This window comes from Streptococcus sp. 263_SSPC, assembly GCF_001071995.1.
GTDB lineage: Bacteria > Bacillota > Bacilli > Lactobacillales > Aerococcaceae > Granulicatella.
Map to the genome: position 1 here is coordinate 67470 of NZ_JVNU01000059.1, position 21931 is coordinate 89400.

The 21931-nt window shown below is 40.2% G+C and carries 20 protein-coding genes; 1 reads left to right on the top strand and 19 read right to left on the bottom strand.

What is annotated here, in order from left to right:
- Positions 1–6: 6 nt before the first annotated feature.
- From ADH02_RS08795 to hpf, 6 genes are all read right to left on the bottom strand, one after another.
- On the bottom strand, positions 7–348 hold the full coding sequence (locus tag ADH02_RS08795) for a MazG nucleotide pyrophosphohydrolase domain-containing protein (protein ID WP_048784254.1): 342 nt from the start codon (positions 346–348) through the stop codon (positions 7–9).
- Positions 349–449: 101 nt separating this feature from the next.
- Positions 450–1337, bottom strand: coding sequence for a permease-like cell division protein FtsX (ftsX, locus tag ADH02_RS08800; RefSeq protein ID WP_048784255.1), 888 nt, complete (start codon positions 1335–1337; stop codon positions 450–452).
- The gene (ftsE, locus tag ADH02_RS08805; RefSeq protein ID WP_048784257.1) at positions 1327–2013 is read right to left on the bottom strand and encodes a cell division ATP-binding protein FtsE; all 687 of its coding nucleotides are present in this window, start codon (positions 2011–2013) and stop codon (positions 1327–1329) included. Before ftsE ends, ftsX begins: the two co-directional genes overlap by 11 nt.
- Positions 2014–2630: 617 nt before the next feature.
- Positions 2631–3753 (bottom strand): peptide chain release factor 2 gene (prfB, locus tag ADH02_RS08810; RefSeq protein ID WP_192831715.1). Its coding sequence is split into 2 segments (ribosomal slippage): positions 2631–3680 and positions 3682–3753, totalling 1122 coding nucleotides; the frame shifts between segments, so codons are not numbered across the junction.
- A 66-nt stretch (positions 3754–3819) separates the two neighbouring features.
- The gene (secA, locus tag ADH02_RS08815; protein WP_048784261.1) at positions 3820–6252 is read right to left on the bottom strand and encodes a preprotein translocase subunit SecA; all 2433 of its coding nucleotides are present in this window, start codon (positions 6250–6252) and stop codon (positions 3820–3822) included.
- 315 nt (positions 6253–6567) lie between these two features.
- Complete coding sequence (gene hpf, locus ADH02_RS08820) at positions 6568–7110, bottom strand: ribosome hibernation-promoting factor, HPF/YfiA family (RefSeq protein WP_048784263.1); 543 nt, start codon at positions 7108–7110, stop codon at positions 6568–6570.
- A gap of 410 nt (positions 7111–7520) precedes the next feature.
- Here hpf and ADH02_RS08825 point away from each other — a divergent pair, with 410 nt between their 5' ends.
- Positions 7521–8615: a glycerol dehydrogenase gene (locus ADH02_RS08825; protein ID WP_048784265.1), complete on the top strand. Its 1095-nt coding sequence runs from the start codon at positions 7521–7523 to the stop codon at positions 8613–8615.
- Between the two features lie 103 nt (positions 8616–8718).
- On the opposite strand, the gene ADH02_RS08830 is transcribed toward ADH02_RS08825, so the two are convergent.
- The 13 genes from ADH02_RS08830 to smpB all read right to left on the bottom strand — a co-directional run bounded on the left by ADH02_RS08830 (position 8719) and on the right by smpB (position 21925).
- Positions 8719–9246 carry a ComF family protein gene (locus ADH02_RS08830; protein WP_204372761.1) on the bottom strand — a complete coding sequence of 176 codons (528 nt, stop codon included), beginning with the start codon at positions 9244–9246 and terminating at the stop codon, positions 8719–8721.
- A gap of 149 nt (positions 9247–9395) precedes the next feature.
- Positions 9396–10754, bottom strand: coding sequence for a DEAD/DEAH box helicase family protein (locus ADH02_RS08835; RefSeq protein ID WP_048784268.1), 1359 nt, complete (start codon positions 10752–10754; stop codon positions 9396–9398).
- Between the two features lie 84 nt (positions 10755–10838).
- Entirely contained in the window at positions 10839–11966 is a 1128-nt protein-coding gene (locus ADH02_RS08840; protein WP_048784270.1) for a sodium ion-translocating decarboxylase subunit beta, read from the bottom strand.
- A gap of 13 nt (positions 11967–11979) precedes the next feature.
- The gene (locus ADH02_RS08845; protein WP_048784272.1) at positions 11980–12354 is read right to left on the bottom strand and encodes a biotin/lipoyl-containing protein; all 375 of its coding nucleotides are present in this window, start codon (positions 12352–12354) and stop codon (positions 11980–11982) included.
- Positions 12355–12672 (bottom strand): OadG family protein, encoded by a 318-nt coding sequence (locus tag ADH02_RS08850; RefSeq protein ID WP_048712918.1) that lies wholly within the window; start codon positions 12670–12672, stop codon positions 12355–12357.
- A gap of 10 nt (positions 12673–12682) precedes the next feature.
- The gene (locus ADH02_RS08855) at positions 12683–14074 is read right to left on the bottom strand and encodes an oxaloacetate decarboxylase subunit alpha (RefSeq protein ID WP_048784274.1); all 1392 of its coding nucleotides are present in this window, start codon (positions 14072–14074) and stop codon (positions 12683–12685) included.
- Between the two features lie 18 nt (positions 14075–14092).
- Positions 14093–15742, bottom strand: a complete 1650-nt coding sequence (locus ADH02_RS08860; protein WP_048784275.1) for a phosphoenolpyruvate carboxykinase (ATP) — start codon at positions 15740–15742, stop codon at positions 14093–14095.
- 191 nt (positions 15743–15933) lie between these two features.
- Positions 15934–17265 (bottom strand): sensor histidine kinase, encoded by a 1332-nt coding sequence (locus ADH02_RS08865; protein ID WP_048784276.1) that lies wholly within the window; start codon positions 17263–17265, stop codon positions 15934–15936.
- The gene (locus ADH02_RS08870) at positions 17262–17918 is read right to left on the bottom strand and encodes a response regulator transcription factor (RefSeq protein ID WP_048784277.1); all 657 of its coding nucleotides are present in this window, start codon (positions 17916–17918) and stop codon (positions 17262–17264) included. Before ADH02_RS08870 ends, ADH02_RS08865 begins: the two co-directional genes overlap by 4 nt.
- A gap of 63 nt (positions 17919–17981) precedes the next feature.
- Positions 17982–19358 (bottom strand): ABC transporter permease, encoded by a 1377-nt coding sequence (locus tag ADH02_RS08875; protein WP_048784280.1) that lies wholly within the window; start codon positions 19356–19358, stop codon positions 17982–17984.
- Positions 19359–20003: an ABC transporter ATP-binding protein gene (locus tag ADH02_RS08880; protein WP_048784282.1), complete on the bottom strand. Its 645-nt coding sequence runs from the start codon at positions 20001–20003 to the stop codon at positions 19359–19361.
- An 11-nt stretch (positions 20004–20014) separates the two neighbouring features.
- The gene (locus tag ADH02_RS08885) at positions 20015–21298 is read right to left on the bottom strand and encodes an ABC transporter permease (RefSeq protein ID WP_048784283.1); all 1284 of its coding nucleotides are present in this window, start codon (positions 21296–21298) and stop codon (positions 20015–20017) included.
- A 162-nt stretch (positions 21299–21460) separates the two neighbouring features.
- On the bottom strand, positions 21461–21925 hold the full coding sequence (gene smpB, locus ADH02_RS08890) for an SsrA-binding protein SmpB (RefSeq protein WP_048784285.1): 465 nt from the start codon (positions 21923–21925) through the stop codon (positions 21461–21463).
- Positions 21926–21931: the final 6 nt, after the last annotated feature.

Below are 21931 nucleotides of genomic sequence, written 5' to 3' on the forward strand. Positions count from 1 at the left end.
TGTAAACTAGTCGTATTTTGCTGTCTTTTGCAGAAACTCCGTTAAGTTCGTTGTATGGTTATATTTAATCGCGGCACTGAGGTCTTTTTCCAAGATGACTTTTTCTAAATCGATGCCATTTACTGCAGCAATTGCAACCGTATAATGGATGACATCTGCAAGTTCTTTTCCAAGTTCAGCATGTACTTCTTCTGTAGCTCCTTCTTTTCGGCCATCTCGAATACTAATTTGCTCTGCCACTTCTCCAATTTCTTCTACTAGTTTAATAAAGAGCCCTTGGTCGGCTTTTCGATTTTTATAAACATCTGCTAAATACTCTTCATATAGTCTTACGGTTAATCCTGACATCTAATCACGCTCCAATAAAATAACCAATATTGCTATTATACATAATTTGTTTATAGACATAAAGAAAAGGCGCCAAACAGCACCTTTTCCATATTTATTATCTATTTTTTCAAGAACTTTCTCATTGAAAGAACTGAACCAAACGCACCGATAAGAACACCGATGGCAACCATTCCTGCTGATACATAAATCAAGAATGGATTTGGATCGAGTAGGCTAAAGCTTGACCCAGAGAAGAAATCTGAACCACCTTTATACACCCATAGGTATACTGGCCATACTAATCCAATTGGAATAATTGAACCGATTAATCCAATCATACCGCCTTCTAAGAAGAATGGCCAACGAATGTAAGCTTTTGTCGCCCCTACAAGGCGCATGATTTGAATTTCTGTTCTACGTGCGTAAATCGTTGCACGAATTGAATTTGAAATTAAGAACATTGCTAATGCTAATAGTCCTAAAATCACAACCGCACCGATATTACGCGCTGTAGCAACAATTCGGAATAAGTTATCCGCACGAGCTTCCCCGTAACGAACACGTGCTACGTAATCCATACCTTCGATTTCTTTTGCAATGGCACTTGTTTTTTGTGGTTCCACTGCTTTTACGTCGAACGCATTACGAAGTGGGTTTTCATCATTTTTAAATAATGATAACTCTTCCCCAAAGTTCTTTATTACGTCTTCTAACTCTTCGTCGTTAGAACGGAAAGTAACAGACTCAACGCCATCTAAGGCTTTAATTTTTGCTTCTAATTCATCTGTTTTTGTTTGGTCAGCTGCCAAATCAATAAACACACGTACGTTTACGTCATTTTCAATATCTGAACCGATTTTATTAACGTTGAATAGTAGTGATACGAACACCCCAACGATTAATAAGATCATTGAAACTGCAGAAATAGCACCAAATGTCATCAATCCATTTCTGAAAAGACTCTTGAAGGCGTCACGTATATGACGACCCATCGTTCTAATCTTCATATCCGTATTCCCCCTGTTCTTGGTCACGTACAATTTGACCATTCTCAATCGCAATTACACGATGCTTTTTCTCGTTAACGATTTGGCTATTGTGTGTTGCCATTACGATTGTTGTTCCTTGTTCATTGATACGCTCAAGGATATCCATGATTTCCATAGAAGTATCTGGGTCAAGGTTCCCTGTTGGCTCATCGGCAATAAGGATACCCGGTGTATTTACGATTGCACGGGCAATCGCTACACGTTGTTGTTCCCCACCAGATAATTCATTTGGGAAATTATCGACACAGTGTTTTAGATTTACTAACTCTAAAACCTCTTGTACACGGCGTTTGATTTCACGAGGAGATTTTTCAATTACCTCCATAGCATATGCTACGTTTTCGTATACTGTTTTATTTTGTAAAAGTTTAAAGTCTTGGAAGACAACTCCTACATAACGGCGTAGGAACGGAATTTGACGATCTTTAATTTTCATCAAATCATATTTACCTATACGAATTCTACCTTTTGTCGCTTTTTCTTCGCGATACATCATTTTAATGAAAGTTGATTTACCTGCACCAGAAGGCCCTACTACATAAACGAACTCTCCATCATTAATTTGGATAGATAAATTATTAATAGCAGTGATTCCTTTATTATATTTCTTAGTTACATTCATCATTTCAATCATAAACTCACCAGCTTTCTAATCCTTCGATATTTTAATCCTCCCTATTATAGCACCCGAATATTACAACCCCTTCACATAAGATTACAGAAATATTAAAATCAGGATACGAGGGCGAACGCTCAGGGACGAATCATTGGAAACAAACACCGCAAGGGACTTGGAACAAGTCGTGCGGATGTTTGTTGAAATGGACGTTGGCCCTGTGAGCCCGAGTTCAACTTCAGGATACGAGGAAAAGCGGTTAGAAACGGACCACTGGACCGGAGCGACGTAAAGAACGTGAAACGTTCTGCGGACGACTCCGGGAAGTGGACGCCGTTTCTGCTTTTCCGAGTTCAACTACTCAGGATACGAGGGAGAGAGACAGAAGCCAGGAATAACCTCACAGTGTGAGGTTATTCCGCTTCGTCGTCTCTCCCCCACACAGTTTATTAGACTTTCTTGAATCACGAGTGATGAAAAGAAAGTCAATAAACCACTGTGCCTATATTAATAAGCTTTTCTCCTGCGTTATAACGGAAGTTTCATCCCATAATAATACAGATAATTAAAATGAACTTAAAACAATTTGCCTTGCAATAGTAAAACACCTAGCTCTCACTAGGTGTTTCCTACTATTATTCTTCAGTTGTTTTCGCTCCCTCAAGCGTCCATTTTAAGTACGCATCCATAAACGGATCCAAATCTCCGTCCATAACTGCTCCAATGTTTCCAGTCTCATATCCAGAACGTAAATCTTTTACCATTGAATATGGATGGAACACATAGTTACGAATTTGAGAACCCCAGGCGATATCTTTTTGCTCACCACGGATTGCCGCCAATTCTGCCGCCTTCTTCTCTTCTTCTAATTGGAATAATTTTGCCTTCAACATCGCCATCGCTTGGTCTCTGTTTTTAAATTGAGAACGTTGCGCCTGACTCTGCGTCACAATTCCCGTTGGAATATGAGTAATACGCACCGCAGAAGACGTCTTATTAATATGTTGTCCACCGGCACCACTTGCACGGTACACGTCGATTTTCAAATCATCTGGGTTAATTTCAATATCAATATCTCCGTCCATTTGCGGAACAACATCCACTGAACAGAATGACGTATGACGTTTCCCAGCCGCGTCAAACGGAGAAATACGAACGAGACGATGCACGCCTTTTTCAGAACGTAAATACCCGTATGCATTTAACCCTTCAATCGACAAGGTTACAGATTTAATCCCTGCTTCGTCCCCGTCTTGATAGTCCACTGTTTCAACTCGGTAGCCATGTTTTTCAGCCCAACGCATATACATACGCAGTAGCATGCTTCCCCAGTCTTGCGATTCCGTACCCCCAGCACCTGGATGGATTTCTAAAATCGCACTGTTCTTATCATGAGGACCGTTTAGTAACATACTTAATTCGTACTGTTGCAAGTCCTTCTCTAGAGCCCCAATCGCTTCAACGATTTCTCCATGCACTTCGTCATCCGGCTCTTCTTTATACATTTCAAATAACAAACTAGTTTCTTCCAATGATAATTCCATTTTATGGAAAGTATCATAGATAGCCTTTAATTCATTATTCTTTTGAATGACTTGATTCGCTTTTTCGCTATCATCCCAAAATGATGGTTCAGACATCTCTTGCTCATAGGCTGCGATATCTTCTTCTAAGCGATCTAAGTCAAAGAGACCTCCTATAACTGATGATTTGTTCGTTCATGGCTTCAAGCGCATTTCTAATTTCACTAATTTCCATACTGACCTCTTTCTAAAAGAAAACGGCGAAATGCTTCGCCGTCTCCCTTTGTTATTAAGCTTTTTCTCAATCTTCTTCAGAAATTCTGTCATGACCTGTAGCCACTACACTACGAACTCCTTGTACTTGTTCACGTTGTAAGTTTTGACGAATTTGAGATTTCATCAAGATACGTGTTACATCATAGTCGATTGCAGCAATCATTTGTTGGAATCGTTCGTAACCTTCTGTTTGGTACTCAGTTAATGGATCGATTTGAGCGTATCCACGTAAACCAACGCTTTGACGTAATTGGTCCATATCATCGATGTGATCTGTCCACTTACGGTCAACCACGCGTAGGATAACTACTTTTTCGAACTCAAGCATTTGATTGTCGCCATTCAATTGCTCTTGTTTTTCCTTGTAGATTTCCATTGCTTTTTCGTTTAAGATTCCTTCGATTTCAGCAGCTGTTTTGCCTTCTAAATCGCTAATTGAAAGTTCATCTGGAGCACAGATTGAGTTGTGAGCAAAGTCCACAATTCCTTCTAAGTTCCAATCTTTTTGATCTGTCAATGTATGACTTTCCACAACGCGGTGAATTGTACGACGGATCATACCTTTCGTTACTTTTTCAAGTGATTTTTCTTCGTTAATAATTTGTAGACGTTGTGAGTAGATGATTTCACGTTGTTCACGCATAACCTCATCGTACTCTAGGACGCTTTTACGAGTATCGTAGTTGTTCCCTTCAACACGTTTTTGTGAAGATTCTACTTGTCTTGTTAACATCTTGCTTTGGATGAAGTTATCGTCGCCCTCATCTGTTATATTTAGACGTTCCCAGATTGCTTGCATTTTTTCTCCACCGAAACGTTTCATCAAATCATCTTCTAATGATAGGTAGAATTGCGTTGCACCTGGATCCCCTTGACGTCCACTACGTCCACGTAATTGGTTATCGATACGACGGCTTTCGTGACGTTCTGTACCAATAACGCAAAGTCCACCAAGTTCTTTCACGCCTTTACCAAGCTTGATGTCAGTACCACGTCCAGCCATGTTTGTCGCGATTGTTACAGCACCACGTTGACCTGCTGACATGATAATTTCTGCTTCTTTAAAGTGGTTTTTCGCATTTAATACTTCGTGCGGAATCCCTTCTGCGCGTAGTAAGTTAGATAGCAATTCACTTGTTTCAACGGCAACCGTACCGACAAGGATTGGTTGACCTGCTTCATGACGTTGTTTGATATCTTGAACCACCGCACGGAATTTACTACGTAATGATGGGTAGATTAAATCGTGACCATCGATACGTTGTACAGGACGGTTTGTTGGAATCGCAATAACGTTCATGTTGTAGATTTCTCTGAATTCTTCTTCTTCAGTCTTCGCAGTACCTGTCATCCCTGACAATTTACGATACATACGGAAGTAGTTTTGGTAAGTGATTGTCGCCATTGTCTTAGACTCGTTTTCAACTTCAACGCCTTCTTTAGCTTCAATCGCTTGGTGAAGACCATCTGAGTAACGACGACCTTCCATGATACGTCCAGTAAATCCATCAACGATTTTAACTTTACCTTCATCCACCACATAGTCGATGTCGCGTAACATAATGTAGTTCGCACGTAACGCTTGGTCGATATGGTGAACAAGCGCTGAGTTATCCACGTCATAAAGGTTTGGTAAGCGGAATGTTTGTTCAGCTTTGTTTATCCCTTCATCTGTTAATGAGATTGTTTTAGAAGTTAAGTCGATTGTGTAATCTTCTTCCTCTTTTAATCCTTTAACAAACATATCTGCACGTTGGTATAACACTGTTGATTTTTCAGCTTGTCCTGAAATAATCAACGGAGTACGCGCTTCGTCGATTAAGATTGAGTCTGTTTCATCGACAACTGCGTAGTTCAATGGACGTTGTACCATTTGTGATTTGTAAACCACCATGTTATCACGTAAGTAGTCAAATCCTAATTCACTGTTTGTGCTATATGTGATGTCTGCTGCATATGCTGCACGTTTTTCTTCTGAAGACATTCCTGTTAAGTTTAACCCTACAGTTAGTCCTAAGAAGTTGTATAACTCACCCATTTCGCGCGCGTCACGAGTTGCTAAGTATTCGTTAACGGTAACTACGTGAACACCGTCACCTGATAATGCGTTTAAGTATACAGGCATTGTCGCTGTTAAAGTTTTACCTTCACCAGTACGCATTTCCGCAATGTTACCATCATGAAGTGTAATCCCACCCATGATTTGAACTTTATATGGGAATAAGCCTAATACACGTTTAGCCCCTTCACGTACTAACGCGAATGCTTCAGGAAGAAGTGCATCCAGAGACTCTCCTTGAGCATATCTTGCTTTATATTCTTCTGTTTTTACTGGAAAATCAGCATCTTCTAATGCAGCCATTTGAGATTCTAACGCAATTACTTTATCCGCTAGTTTTCCTAAACGACGTAATTCACGCTTATCATTTTCAACTAACTGTCTCAAAAAATTTGCCATTTAATTAACTCCTTTTTTCTTTTCACCACTATTTTTAAATCGGTGAACATTTTAAATCTCATAAAAATACTACAAATAGGTGGCCACACCTATTGCATCTTATTTATTTTACCATTGTTTAGCTAATTAGGAAAGCAAAAAAAGGCGACTTTTTTCAAAGTCACCCGTTTTTTTTACAATTTTACGTCAAAGAAACCCAATTTCCTATCCAAACGGAAAGTTATTTATGCTTTAACTCCGTTTTTTGTCGCGAAAATCAGCACCATTTCTGTTCACAACAAAAAAGGTGGCTTTTTCAAGCCACCTAAAATTTTATTAATTTGTTTCAATCAAACCATATTTTCCATCTTTACGACGATAAACAATGTTTGTTTCGTTCGTTTCAGCATCTTGGTAGATAAAGAAGTTATGTCCTAACATGTTCATTTGAAGAACAGCTTCTTCGCTATCCATTGGCTTCAAATCAATTCGTTTTGTACGAACGATTTCTAATCCTGTTTCCTCCTCTTCAGGCGCTTCTGGAAGTGGTGGTAACACAACATCGAATCCTTTTTCGCGAGATTTACGATTGATTTTTGTTTTATGTTTACGAACTTGTCTTTCAAGTTTATCGACTACCAAGTCAATACTTCCATATAAATCAATTGAAGTTTCCTCGGCACGTAGAACTAAATAAGGAAGTGGGATCGTAACCTCAACTTTTGCAGTCTTTTCAGCGTAGACTTTCAAGTTGACATATACAGTCGCATTAGCAACGTCAGTAAAGTATTTTTCTAATTTGCTAATTTTCTTTTCAGCGTATTGACGAATCGCTTCTGTGACCTCAATATTTTCTCCACGGATATTATATTTAAACATAATACTCTCCCCTTTCATCTGGAAAACCAGATTTGAAGAAATACCCTAAGGACCACTCTTAGGAATTGCTTCGTTTGATTTCTATAGTTTTATTATAAAGCATGCACAGGGGTTTTACAACCGTTTTCAAGAATTCTTTCATTAAGAATTGTTAAGGAAAAACGGTATTTTTGAGGACTTTTCTTTGGAGATATTTTGTTTTCATAAGATGAAAAATCATACACCATTGAAGATTAGAATCATTCCCAACAAGAATCCCCTATCCCAAAAATCTCCTCATCCCCAGTAATAATTGTCCCTTTTCTAGAAAGTCTTAGATTCCTAGTTAAAACAACACAGAATCTCCATTGACAGAAATCGTTTTCAACGATATAGTGAAATAGTAAACAAATTATAAAGGAGTTATGATTATGGAAAAAGTATTTGCTAGTCCGTCTCGTTATGTTCAGGGGAAAGATGTTCTTAAAACTGGTCTTTCTCACGTGTTGGCCCTTGGGGTTCGTCTTCTCCTTCTTTGCGACCCTATCGTTTATGATTTAGTCGGTAAAGACCTTGAAGAAAACCTCGTGAAAGCCGGTGCGTTTGTTCATCGTGAAATCTTCCATGGTGAAGCAACCAATGACGAAGTTCGCCGCGTTGCTGAAGTCGTGAAGGAACATCAACTAAACGTGGTCATCGGCTTAGGTGGTGGTAAATCAATCGATACAGCCAAAGCGATTGCGGATGATTCTAATTGTCCGGTAGCGATTTTACCAACAATTGCTTCAACTGATGCTCCAACTTCTGCCCTCTCTGTTATTTATTCAGCAGAAGGCGTGTTTGAACGCTATCGTTTCTATAAGAAAAACCCAGAATTAGTATTAGTGGATACAAAAGTCATTGCCAATGCTCCTGTTCGTTTATTAATCTCAGGAATTGCCGATGCGCTAGCTACTTGGGTTGAGGCTCGTGCAGTCATTGAAGCACAAGGAAGCACAATGGTCGGTCAAGTGCCAACGATTGCTGCAGAAGCCATCGCTCGTGTCTGCGAAAGTACTTTATTCGAAAATGGTCTACAAGCCGTAGCCGCAGCAAACGCCAAAGTAGTTACTCCTGCTTTAGAAGCTGTGGTAGAAGCAAACACGCTCCTCAGTGGAATCGGGTTTGAATCGGCTGGTTTAGCTGCAGCTCACGCCATCCATAACGGATTCACAGCGATTCACGGAGACATCCATACTCTTACTCATGGGGAAAAAGTAGCTTACGGTACATTGACACAACTGTTATTAGAAAATCGTCCAAAAGAAGAACTCGATAAATACATTACTTTCTACAAAGCACTTGGATTACCAACAACGCTGAAAGAAGTAAAATTGGATTCTGTGCCATATGAAGACTTACTCAAGATTGGAGCCCTTGCAACACAAGAAGGCGAAACCATCCACCAAATGGTTGTTGACTATACTGCCGAAGATGTGGCAAATGCCCTTCTCGCGCTTGACCAATATGTCACTACAAGATTTTAAAAATAACTAAATCAATTCAAATAGCCCAAGCAGATTTCTGCTTGGGCTTTTTTATCGATTTGTTTTGTATCATAAATGATACGTATCATGCATGATACACTTTTTATCTAAATAACGTCATAGACTCCACTTCTTCAACACCCATTTCCGTTAATGCTTTTGCGGCAAGATGTAAAGTTGCGCCTGTCGTATAAACATCATCCACTAGCAAAACCTTCCTTGGAATCACGAGTCCCTCTCTTATCTTAAAAGGTTGTTTTAGTTGTAAACGCTCCTGTCTTGTCTTCTCAGATTGCTTCTTCCCACTGCCGATATGTTCTAAAAGCGAAACGGTAGGAACACGACACTGTTTCAGTAAAGTTGGAATCGTCTCGAATTCTCTTTTTCTTAGACTCGCACTGGATGACGGCAATGGACAAAGAACAAAGCCCCTCTTCTGATACTTAAGCAACTCTTGTCTTAATTCCTTTATCACCAACGTCATCACTCTTGTATCTCCCACAAATTTGAATAACTCCATAAACTTCCGCCCCGCCTCGTCATAAGCATATAAGGCTATATTCTTTAGGAATACCGCTTCTTTTACTTGATGCCATTTTTGACAATCTGGGCAAACTTCCACTTTCGTCATCAACCTCCCGCACTCTAGGCAAGTTGGATGCTGTTTTAATTCCATAAACGGATGCTCACAATTAACGCAGATACACTTTCTGTTTGCGCCTAGTAAAAACGATAGTATCGGCTCCGCTCTTTCAACTTCTTCCCCGCACCATAAACATTTCATTTACCTTCCCTCCCAAGAAGCGCTTGTCGATTTAAGTCTTCGATTTCCGTGATTGCCTGGACCATCGCCTTTGTTTTCCCATTATGAAAATATACAACTTCTCCTGTTGGGCATTCTGCGGTCCGGCCAACGCGTCCTGCAATCTGCACAAGTACTTCTCTTGAGAACTCCTCTTCGTGCGCATTGACGACACAAACATCGACGCCTGGAAAAGTCACTCCTCGTTCAAGAATCGTTGTTGTCACTAGAAAATCGAGCTTTCCTACTCTCATCTTCGCGATTCTTTCTTGCCGATACAGTTCTTTAGAACTAACCGTCTCGAATTTCGCATTTGGGAACTGTCGTCTTAGTGCTGCTTCTATCGGACCTAGAAGTGTAATTCGTGGAACGAATAGCAAAAATCGTTTCCCTACTCTAACATGTTCCTCTATAAAACGCTGCACAGGTTTTGGCACTTTCTTCTTTTTCAATCTTTTGTCCAAATCCCCGATAAAACTCATCATCGGTACCACTAGTGGTTTCTTATGATATCGCTCTGGCAATAAGGATACCGACAACTCTTTTCGCTTCAGTCGTTTTTCCAGCGTCTGGGACGGGGTCGCCGTTAAATACATCAGGCAACCGTCCTCTTTCACCGCACGATGAACCGCCCGAATCAGTAACTCATTATCCCGATAAGGAAATGAGTCCGTCTCATCAATCACGACCAAATCAAATGCGCGGTAGAATCTTAGCATCTGGTGCGTCGTCGCAATCGTCAGTGGCACTCGCTTGTAGCCTTCTTCGGATTGCGAGTGAAGGACGTTTTGCTCAACTGTCGGGAAAGCTTCCTTCAAACGCGGTGCCAATTCCACACAAACATCAATTCTTGGTGCTGCAATGGCGACTCGTTTTCCTTGTTGTAACATCCATTCGATGCTCGCAAAAATCATCTCCGTTTTTCCAGAACCTGTCACGGCCCAGAGTAGGTGCTCACGGAATCCTGTGTGCTTTACGACATCCAGGCACTCCAAAGAGAGTTGTGCCTGTTTGGAACTCAAAGTATGTTTATAATGCGCTAATGCTTCTGTTCTTTTCGGAAAAGGCTGCTCTTCTTCAGGAGTCGCAATCACCACGCTACAAGCCTTCACCTTTCCCATCCCTATACACTTCAAGCAATACCAACATTCACCGCCTTCACAATTTAGGCAAGGTCCCTTTGCAAATTCCAACGGATCCATATTCCCACAAAACTGGCACTCTTTCTTCCCGTTCTTCACGGTAATCCCAACATCTAGCACAGCTCTAGTAGAAACTTCATGCTCTTTTAGCATCGATTGATAGACCGCTTGAATACGTCCAACCGCTCCTTCCATCCCACTCACCTCACCCCTAACTACGCAAAAAAATCAGAAGAAGATTTCTCTTCTTCTGATTTTTGTTTGAAAGGAGTGCTTCTATTATGAGAAGAATGCGAGTAATACCCCTGCAGCAATCGCACTACCGATAACTCCGGCTACGTTTGGTCCCATTGCGTGCATTAATAAGTAGTTACTTGGGTCTTCTCTTTGTCCTTCTTTTTGTACAACACGAGCGGCCATTGGTACAGCAGATACCCCTGCAGCACCGATCATTGGGTTGATTTTACCGCCTGATAATTTGTACATCAATTTACCCATTAGAACCCCAGCTGCTGTTCCTCCAGCAAACGCGATTAATCCTAATAAAGTAATTTTAAGAGTAGATACAGATAAGAATAATTCCCCTGTTGCTTTCGCCCCTACTGTTAACCCTAAAATAATGGTTACTCCGTACATCATCGCATTTTGTAGAACTTTTGTAATGTTTGGAACTACCTTAATTTCTTTAATTAAGTTACCGAGCATTAAGCATCCTACTAACGGTGTTGCACTTGGTACTAATAAGCTGACAAAAATTGTAACGATGATTGGGAAAAGAATTTTTTCCGTTTCACTCACTTTACGGTTTTCTGTCATCTTCACGAGACGTTCTTTCTTCGTTGTGAGCGCACGAATAATTGGCGGTTGAATAATTGGCACAAGCGCCATGTATGAGTACGCTGCTAGGGCGATTGCTGGTAATAAGTGCGGTGCAAGTCTTGTCGTTAAGAACAAGGCGGTTGGTCCATCCGCACCCCCGATAATCCCTACTGAAGCAGCTTCTTGCGGTGTCATTCCCCACATTACTGAAAGGAAGAATGCGACGAAAATACCGAATTGAGCTGCCCCACCAAGCAAGATGGTCTTTGGATTTGCAAGTAACGGTCCAAAGTCTGTTGAAGCCCCTAAGCAAAGGAAAATCATCGGTGGATAAATACCAAGGTTTGTTCCTTGATATAAGTAATACAAGAGTCCACCAGGTCCATTTTCAGTAGGAGCATCCATCAACCCTGCTAATGGTAAGTTTACAAGGAGCATCCCGAACGCAATCGGAACCATTAAATATGGCTCATACCCTCGTTTAATCCCTAGATATAGAAACACGCAGGCAATAATTAACATAATGATATTTTGGATTGTTAAGTTATAGAGCCCACTCGTTTCAATCAACTGTTGAATGACTTCCATAAACCATCGCCTCCTAAATCGTTAAGAGTGGTTGGTTCGATTCGACAGATTCATTACTTGATACATGAATTGCTTTCACAACACCATCAGCCGGAGCAAGGATTTCATTTTCCATCTTCATGGCTTCTAAAATCACAAGTACATCTCCTTTTTTCACTGCATCACCGACATTTTTATTGACCGATAATACAATCCCTGCCATTGGAGCAGGCACCACTTCACCGTCCCCTGTTGGAGCAGGTGCTGGCGCAGCTTTCTTTTCTTCCACTGGCGCGCTAGGTGCTGGAGTTGGAGCTGCTGCTAATTTTTGTGCTGCTTCTTCATTTGAAATTTCTTTTAGTGAGACGATAAATGTTTCGCCATTCACTTCTACTTCGTATTTTTTCATTTAGTCCACCTTCTTTTCAATCGATACAATTTCAAAGTGCTTGTCCGGAACATCCGCACTCGCTTGTGTTAAAGCGACCAGTGCGGCAACTCGAGCAAGTTTATTCGTTTCAAATAGTGTTCCATCATTTGTTGGAGCTTCAGGTTTCACCTCAACTGGTTTTCCTACAACTCCAGCTGTTGGATGGCTCTTTGCTTCCAGGATTTGGATAACTTTAGAGCTTCCTTGCATGAGGAACATTAGAATCGTCAACATCACAAATACAATTCCCATTGAAACGATTGTGATCCATAGGATTTCTAATAAACTTAGTTGCATAACTCTCTCCTCACTTTACAGTCGCAAAAATCTTCACGATTTCAGATGGTTTTTGCCATTGCCCATTCTTCTTGAGCAAGAATTCTTTGCCGACTTTAGGGAAGAGTGCGTAAGTTAAAACATCTTCGTCACTTCTTGCTAAATCTCCAAGTTCTGCTTTGAGTGTTTCGAATTCTGGTGGCAAGTGGTTTGCTGGTCGATCGCTGATGACTTCTTGGTCACCAATGATGGATCTTCTGAAGCTTTCTTGAATTGGTACTGGTGATTGTCCATAAGAACCAAGTAAGTAAGATTTCACTTCGTTTGAAACCACTTTGTAGCGTTGGCCTGTAAGAACGTTCATCGTTGCTTGTGTTCCCACCATTTGGCTCATTGGAGTTACGAGTGGTGGATATCCAAGGTCTGCTCTTACTTTAGGCACTTCTTTTAATACTTCTTCGTATTTATCTGTTGCACCCGCTTGCGTTAATTGAGAATACATATTCGATAACATTCCACCAGGCACTTGATATAAAAGCGCACGTGGGTCTGGTGTTAACATTTTTGGATTTAATGTTCCATCTTTAATGTATTTATCTTTAATTACTCGGAAGTGGTCTGCAACTGGTTCTAATTTTGCCAAATCAACGGAGATGTCATAGCCTAGTTCGCGAAGAGCGATGACTAATGATTCCGTAGGTGGTTGGCTTGTCCCTTCACTAAGTGGTGAAAGGGCTGTGTCGATGCGGTCCGCACCAGCTTCAATAACTGCTTGGTATGTTAGTTGCGCAATACCGCTTGTGCAGTGTGTATGCACGACGATTGGAACTGTAATCACTTCTTTTAATGCACGAACAAGCTCAATACCACGAGCTGGCGTCAAAATTCCAGCCATGTCTTTCACACAGATAGAATCGGCACCCATTTCTTGCATTTTTGCTGCTAGTTCTTTGTAATAGTCAATCGTATGCGCATCACTAATCGTGTAGCAAATTGTCATTTGTGCTTCTTTACCTGTCTTCTTCACAGCATTTAGTGAAGCTTCCAAGTTACGAACGTCATTTAACGCATCGAAAATTCTGAAAATATCAATCCCGTTTTCTGCTGATTTTTCGACAAATTTTTCGACAACATCATCGGCATAGTGACGATATCCTAAAATATTTTGTCCACGTAACAACATTTGAAGCGGTGTTTTCTTTAAATGTTTTTTCAAGGTGCGAAGTCTGTCCCATGGGTCTTCGTCTAAGAAACGAATACATGCATCAAACGTTGCTCCACCCCAACATTCCAAAGAGGCAAATCCTGCTTCGTCTAATTGATCTAAAACAGGGAGCATATCTTCAATTCGCATACGGGTTGCCATCAAAGATTGATGGGCATCCCGTAAGATTGTATCTGTAATTCCTATTTTTCTAGTCATCACCGAACACTCCTTCCACTATAATACGTCGATAAAGCGTTCGATTGTCTTGATGCTTTCAAGGGCATCTTGAGGAATTTGATGTTCTGGATTTGCATCATTAAATGCTTTCAAGTAGTCTAGACGGAATTGCATACGATCACGAATTAATTCAGCGTATTCGCCATTCATGTCAGGCACTTCATATCCTTCTACTGGTAAGTATTCCATTCCTGGAAGTCCACCGAATAATTCGAAGTGTGCTTTACCATCGACTACAGTTTCGATGACGCCAAGAGAAACTTCTTTTGTCACTTTCTTACCTAGGTAGTCTCCTGTATTGATAATGTAGCAATCTACTCCTTTATCAAATAAAGCTTTGAATTTTTCGTAGTCTTCTACTAATGGATATACACGGAATGGATTTGCATATGGTTCGATAACGAGCGCATCTAAGTTTGCCCCAGCTCCTGTATTTTCAGCAGTAGAACGTTTTGTCATTAATGTACATCCTAAAATAGATGCTAAACGTGGATCTGTGATTTTCACTAATGGTGGTAGTGCATCATCTTTCATGATCCAGAAAATAGATTGAATTGGTTCTTGAATCTTATCAACACGGTTTGGTGTTGAATAACGAGATTTAATGGTACGTCCGTTACCGTTACGAATATCTTCTGTTACTAATACTTTACGGCCGTTTTCATCCAGAGTCACACCACAGTTTTGAACCGTTACAAAGTAATCTTGTTCTCTGTGACCTGCTGGATAGTCATTTGTTTTGTCGAAGTAAGAAGGTTCCAAAGCTACAGATGAACCATCTTCTACCGAAATCACAAATGCATCGTCGTGTAATACTTCAATGTCGTATTTATCGTCATGTTTTGCGTGTGTTAATGTAGACTTACCTGATCCAGATAATCCGAAGAAGCTTGCAACGTAAGAATCGCCTTCTTTACGGAAAATCTTCAAACCACCGTGGCAAGAAACGTAGTTGTTACGAGCGGCAGTTGCCCATGCTAATGTTAACGTTCCTTTCTTGATTTCCCCAAAATAACTCATTCCTAAAATTGCAGCACAGTTATGTTTTGTATCAAAAAATGCTAATCCATCTGGGTAATCAGGATGTCTCCAAGTTGGGTCGAAGAAAATGAAAATATCATTTTCGTCATATTGTTTAGACGCATCATAACGTCTCTTATATTGGTCATTGAAAATTTGGAAGTTCAATAACCATGAGTACAAGTTGTTAATGTGTTCTTTAGGCATTGTGATATGCGCCTTCACCATAAAGTCTTCATCAAGACCTACAACGGCTGTACCCTTAATAAACGGTTTGAACGAACTGTTATAAATCTCTTCACGAATGATTGGAATAATCTTTGCATCTTCTGCTGGATTATTACCCAAAATTCGACGAGCTTTTGCAGTACGTCCTACAACGCTCCCATCAACAACCGTAAGAATATGTGCATCCTCCGGTAACCCTAAATCCTTTGCGTTTGCAACGAACGCATCTAACACTGTTGTATTAGGTGCATGTGACGCTAATTCATACGCCTCTGCCAGAGTCGGAATTTCAGTCGCATTGTTCGAATAAAAAGCTGGTTCAATAGTTGCCTTCAATTGCGAAAGATGCGGATTGCTCTTGCGTATAGTGTCTGTAGCGAAACGATCAATTGTTGCCATAATATCAACCTTCCTATCTTTTTATTGATAACTTAATTATACACGAAAACGCTTTAAATGTAAGCGTTTTTTGTGATTTTTTTTGCTAATTTCTCCATTTTTTTCTTTTAATTGTTGGAATCTCGTCCAAAAGTAGCGAATCGCTCCCAAACAAAAAAAGAACGGGTTACCGCATGTGGTAACCCATTCTTTTAAGCTTTATCTTTAAAATTCATTTCAAAACACATTCCTTCTGCTGTTGCAAAGAAGCGGTGTTCAATTTGTTCACGTTCGAGCAACTGATGAACACTATAGAGTCCTACTCCATTTCCTCCGCCAGTCGTTCCTTTTGAAGATGGTAAGAGTGAAAATGCCGTTTCAATTTGTTCTTTCGTTAGTGGAACACATGGATTTTCAATCGTTAAATCTTGATCCTTTAATTCCACTCGAATGACGCCTTCTTTTGATGAGTGTTTAATGGCATTCATCAATAAGTTATTCCATACGTTTCGAAAGGCGATTGGACTCGCTTCAATCGTAAACGGTTCGATGCTTTCTTCAAGCACTAGTCCTTTTTCTTGTAATAATAACTGGAATTCTCGATTCCACTCTGGAAGAACTTTGTCTAATGCTATTTCTTCTTTTGTTAGAGTTTCTTCTTGTAATTTAGACAGCGCCAGAATTTCCTGAACGAGTACAGACATCTGGTCGACTTTGGCAATCGACTCTTCCAAGTACTTATCACGGTCCTTATATTTACCAACATTGAGGCTCATATTCTCTAATAAAATACGCAGGCCTGCTAATGGCGTCTTCAACTCGTGAGAAGCGCTTCGCAAGAAATCCACCTTTGTTTTTTCCAACTGAATCATCTTCTGATTCTTCTCTTCCAGTTCATCGATGACAGATAGTAGATGCTCGTATAACTCATTAATTTGCATCTCCATCTGCCCAATTTCATCGGCTCTTGGATTTACAAATTTGGCATCTCTATCTAATTCCATCATCTTCTTGGTTACCCTGGACATTTGCATCAGAGGTTTCGATAATTTTCTAGCATAAATATACGAGAAAATGACTGCTGTAAAGATCGAAATGGCGAGCGATAATGGCAAATAACGGAATGTAACCTTGGTTGCCTGTTTCACCGATTCGGTTGTCGTCACGACCTGCAGTTGCATTTGTTTGCCGTCTTTTGTAGTGACTTGTCTATCCTCGATAATGACCGAGTTCTGATCACTATTTTCATCAATGGCTAACTCGCTTCCTAGCTGTAAGTTCTCCCCGTTCGATTCTTTTCTTAAGTAAGCTGTAATCCCTTCGTTTTTAGCATACAGTTGCAAGGCAGACGCAGCCTCTTGTTCATCGACTTTGGATAAACTTTCCACTAACACATCTGCTTTTTGGCTTAATTCTTGCTGACGTTCCTGCAAATAAAAGTGCGGAAAGGCAAAGTATAAAAACAGATGCGCGATGGCGACTAGCGTACCTAGAATGCTCAATGTATAAATAAAAATCTTAGGAAACAGTTTTAATTTTCTCATCTTAACTCCAACTTGTATCCGACATTTTTAACCGTCACGATACAATCCAACAATAATTTTTTTCGCAATTGCTTGATATAAACATCCACAACACGGTCAAACGGTGGATCTTCATGCTCTGCCCACACATGATCTAATATTTGAGCGCGACTCAATACTTGTCCGTGATGTTCTACGAGTAGTTTCAAAATTGCCAGTTCTTTTGCAGTTACTTCCACAATCTGCCCATTTACTCTAGCTTCAAAACTGGTAAAATTCACACTCGTATTCTCATAGTTCCACACATCCATTTCTCCGTAATGACGCTTCAATACGGCTTCAATCTGCTTATGCAAAACGACGAGGGAGAATGGTTTTTGAATAAATCCATCGACGAGTAGCTCGAACGTTCTCACTTGTGTTTCTTCGTCATGAAGGGCCGTTAGCATCAGAATAGGAACTTTACTAGTTTTACGCACCTCTTCTAACACTTCAAAGCCATTTTTTCGAGGCATCATAATATCGAGTAAGATTAAATCAATCGACTCTTTTTCAAATACTTCAAGCGCTTCTACTCCATCTTCTGCTTCAAACACATGGAAGCCTTGCTCTGTTAAATATTCACGAACGCCTTCGCGAATCGCTCCTTCGTCTTCAACGATTAATAAATTCAAAAACATCACCTCTTTTTTGCTATTATATCAATCAATCGGTCTAGCGACTAGACCCTTGCATTTTTATTCCGTATCTTGCAATAAACTCTTCGGAGATTTTTGTAAAATAAACGCACTGCCTAAGAGAACTGCAATAACAACAACGACGAGTCCAAGACCTACAACTGTTGCTTTATCCATATTGGATACTGTCACCGATAATTCTGTCAATGTCTTATTGAAGCCGTCCACTGCAGCTCCACCACCAAGGTTTGCTGATTTCGCTTCATTTGCCAGTTGCGTTCCAAGGCTACTATTCACTTGACCTAAGATGAGTTTTCCAACCCATTCGCTGACAGGTCCCCCTGCAAGAATCGCAGCGATAAAGCTAGCAATGCTGACCATTCCTACTTCGCACAGCATTTGCGCAATAATCGTTTTGTTCGTCATTCCAAGTGCCAAGCGGACACCGATTTCTCTTCGGCGGCTGTTTGTCCATAAGAATAGGACGAGCACTAAAATAATCGCTGAGAAGATTAGGCTTCCAAGGAATAGTTTGTCTGTTAAGCCATATACTAAGTTAATTGATTTTTGAAGCGTTGGGTAGTTTTGGCTGCTCTTAATGAGCGTATAGGCCTTCCAGTCAATTCCCAATTTCTTCGCTTGTTCCATCACCTTATCGATGTCATATTGACCACCTACAAGGAACGTAGCATCCAGGTAAATGGCATTCGTATCTGTATAGCCATACATTAATGCACTTGTCTTTAAGTCCGTTAAAATCGTATTTTCATATAATTCTTGAGGCGCTGTGACTCCACCTTTATTTTTACCTCCGAACAAACCAACAATTGTCACTTCGGTTTGGTTATTCGCGTGCTTCTCGTTATCTGCATCATAAATGTTTGATTTTAACTTGAACTTGTCGCCGACTTTTAAATTATTTTTCTTAGCAAAGTCTTCGTGTACTAACGCCACATTTGTATCGTCATCCTTAATATGGCGCCCTTCTGTTAGCGTGAAAGTCTGCGCCGCGAATCGTTCATCCATGCTAGAATCATTAATCCCTGTTACCTGAGCAGCTTTCCCGAAACGTTGCTGACGAGCGGCGTCAAGACGAACTCCTTTTGCTGGAATCAATTCTTGATCCACAAGGTCCGCTACGACTTCCATTCGCTTCACTGCCTTTTGAACGCCTTCGATTCCTTCAATCGCTTGAATATCTTTTCCTTTCAAGTTCCCGCCCCCACGAGCAGTCCCTTGATTATGTCTGCGGTCGATTTGCATCGAGAACGAAGAATTAATCGACTTAAACGTTTCTTTTGCAGCGGTATCCGTTGCGTGTTTTACGGCTAAGCTACTAAGAGCCACTGTTGCCATACTGAATAAAATAAAGAAAATAATTAAGGTTTTAAACTTTTTTCTTGAGACATATGCCCAAGCATTTTGTAGGATACTCATCTATTTTCCACCTCTTACTTTCTTTAGTTTTCCATCTTCTAATTCCAAGACTTCATCACTCGCAGCGGCTACTTGCGGGCTGTGAGTCACTACGATGACACATTTTCCACTTTCATGTGCTGCCATTTTTAAGATATCGATAATTTCTGCGGCTGTTCCTTCATCAAGGTTTCCGGTTGGTTCATCCGCTAAAATAATTGGCGCCTTTGAAACAAGTGCTCTAGCAATTGCAACCCGTTGTTGTTGCCCACCTGATAGCTTCAATACATTACGATGAATTAATTCTTCCTCTAATCCTAATTTCAATAGGATATCTTTAGTTGCTTTTCCATTTACGAGTCTTACATTTTCAAGCGGTGTTAAATAATCGATTAAATTATAGTTTTGGAATACTAAGCAAATATGATCACGGCGGTGTTCACTGTATGACCCTTGCGCAATATCTTGCCCATTGAAACAAACTTTTCCTTTCGTTGGACTATCTAATCCAGCTAACAGCGATAAGAAAGTCGATTTCCCTGCTCCTGATTTTCCAACAACCGCATAGAATTTTCCTTCTTCAAAAGTGGCATTCAAATCATTCAACACATATTTTTGAGAATCCTCGTATCGATAATAAATAGTTTCTAATGATAATACTGACATAAAAACACTCCTTAGTTCATTTGACTTAAAATTTTCTTCGGTTTCTTCATTAAGATGACTGCGGTACTAAATAGAACGGCTAATGCAATAATAATCAGTACGACTCCAATCGTTAGCAGTCCTTGCATTAGACTGAACTCCGGCAAGCTCGATTCAAATAATGATTTCACTTGAGGGGGAATCTCATCCGAGGTTAAGAGCCCCGTGTAAAATTGCTTGGCTACAAAGCTGCCCAACATAAGAGCGAAGATGGAGCTCGTTGCCGCTACCGTGTAGAGTTCTAATAAGATTTGCGCGATAATTTCTTTTCTTGAAATTCCGACCGACATCAAAATCCCGAACTCATGAATTCTTTCTCTTAATGTAAATAATAAAATTAAAAATAAAACAATAACTGCTAATACAAATACAGAACTCGTCAACAATGTCATGAGCGATCTAAAATTTTGAATAGGCCCTGCTACTTGCTCAAATACTTGTTCATTTTTAGAAAGTTGCATCCCATCCCACTTGAGAGGAAGTTCTTTAACTTTGTCGATTACTTCATCTAATTTTGATGGATCTTTTACCGTAAAAATCGCACGATGAAGAATTGCATTCGATTCATCTTTTCCAATCAATATTTGACTCGTTTTATAATCCATATAGATACGATTTTCTGTTAAGTCACTCGTCAATCCTGTTGATTGCTCCGATAACTTTCCGTTGAAGATTCCAACGATTTCGACGGTTACTTCTTTACCACTTGCAGTAGTACCCTCGTTTTGGAAATTCTTCAATTTAATTTTGTCTCCAACTGTCCAATTGTTTTCTTTTGCAAGCTCTTCATGCACGAGTACTTTTCCTGAATCGTCTTTGGTTAACGTACGCCCTTCTTTGAGATTTAGCGCACCGCTAGCAAAATTTAACTCCTGACTACTTGAAGTGACGCCGTGATAACTCACGAGCTCCCCCATTTTCCCTTGGTCAAGTTGGACCGCTTGTTCTCTCTCAACAGCCTTTGCGTCTTCGAGTTGTCCGATGCCGTCCATTTCATACTGCGCATCCTTTACTCCTTCGACTTGTTTCACTTGAGACATCTTCTTTTGTTCAATGTTTCCGTCTTGCAAGAGGGACTCAATTTGAAATCCCGAATTCGATAAATCCAAAAGTTTTTCTTGAACCTTCCCTGTACTTTCTTGCATCGAGAGGACCGCCAAGACAGCTGCTGTAATTAGCATCATGATGAAAAATAATATTCCTGTACGAATCTTCTTGCGAACAAGATACGCACCCGCTCTCTTTTTCCAATCCATGTGCTCTCCCACTTCCTTTCCTATTCTGTACTGTTAGTTTGCACTTCCAATATGAAACAAATATGAAACGAATTTCTTTTTTGAAAAATTTCATTACCATATATGGTAATGAAATATTTTTTGCATGCAAAAAAGGCTGGACAATTTGTCCAGCCTTCCTCTTTAATATCTTTCTTTCATTGCACGATCGATTTCGCGTTTCATATCCTTTTGCTTTAAGGCATCACGTTTATCGTAATTTTTCTTCCCTTTCGCAACTCCGATTAATAACTTGGCAACGCCATTTTTAATATAGACCTTTAGCGGCACTACTGTATTTCCGGCTTGCTTTACTTGCTCCAACAAATTGTTAATTTGCTTTTTATGAAGCAATAATTTTCTCGTTCTTAATGGATCATGATTGAAAAGCGTCCCTTGTTCAAACGGACTAATATGAACTCCTACAAGAAAAGCTTCTCCTTGCTTCAAGCTCACATATCCATCTTTTAAATTAATACGCGCTTGACGAACCGATTTGATTTCTGTTCCGGTTAAAACCATCCCAGCTTCAATCGTTTCAAGAATGGTATAGTCATGATTCGCTTTTCGATTTTGTGCGAGCACTTTATCGTTCGTTCCTTTAGGCATTCACGA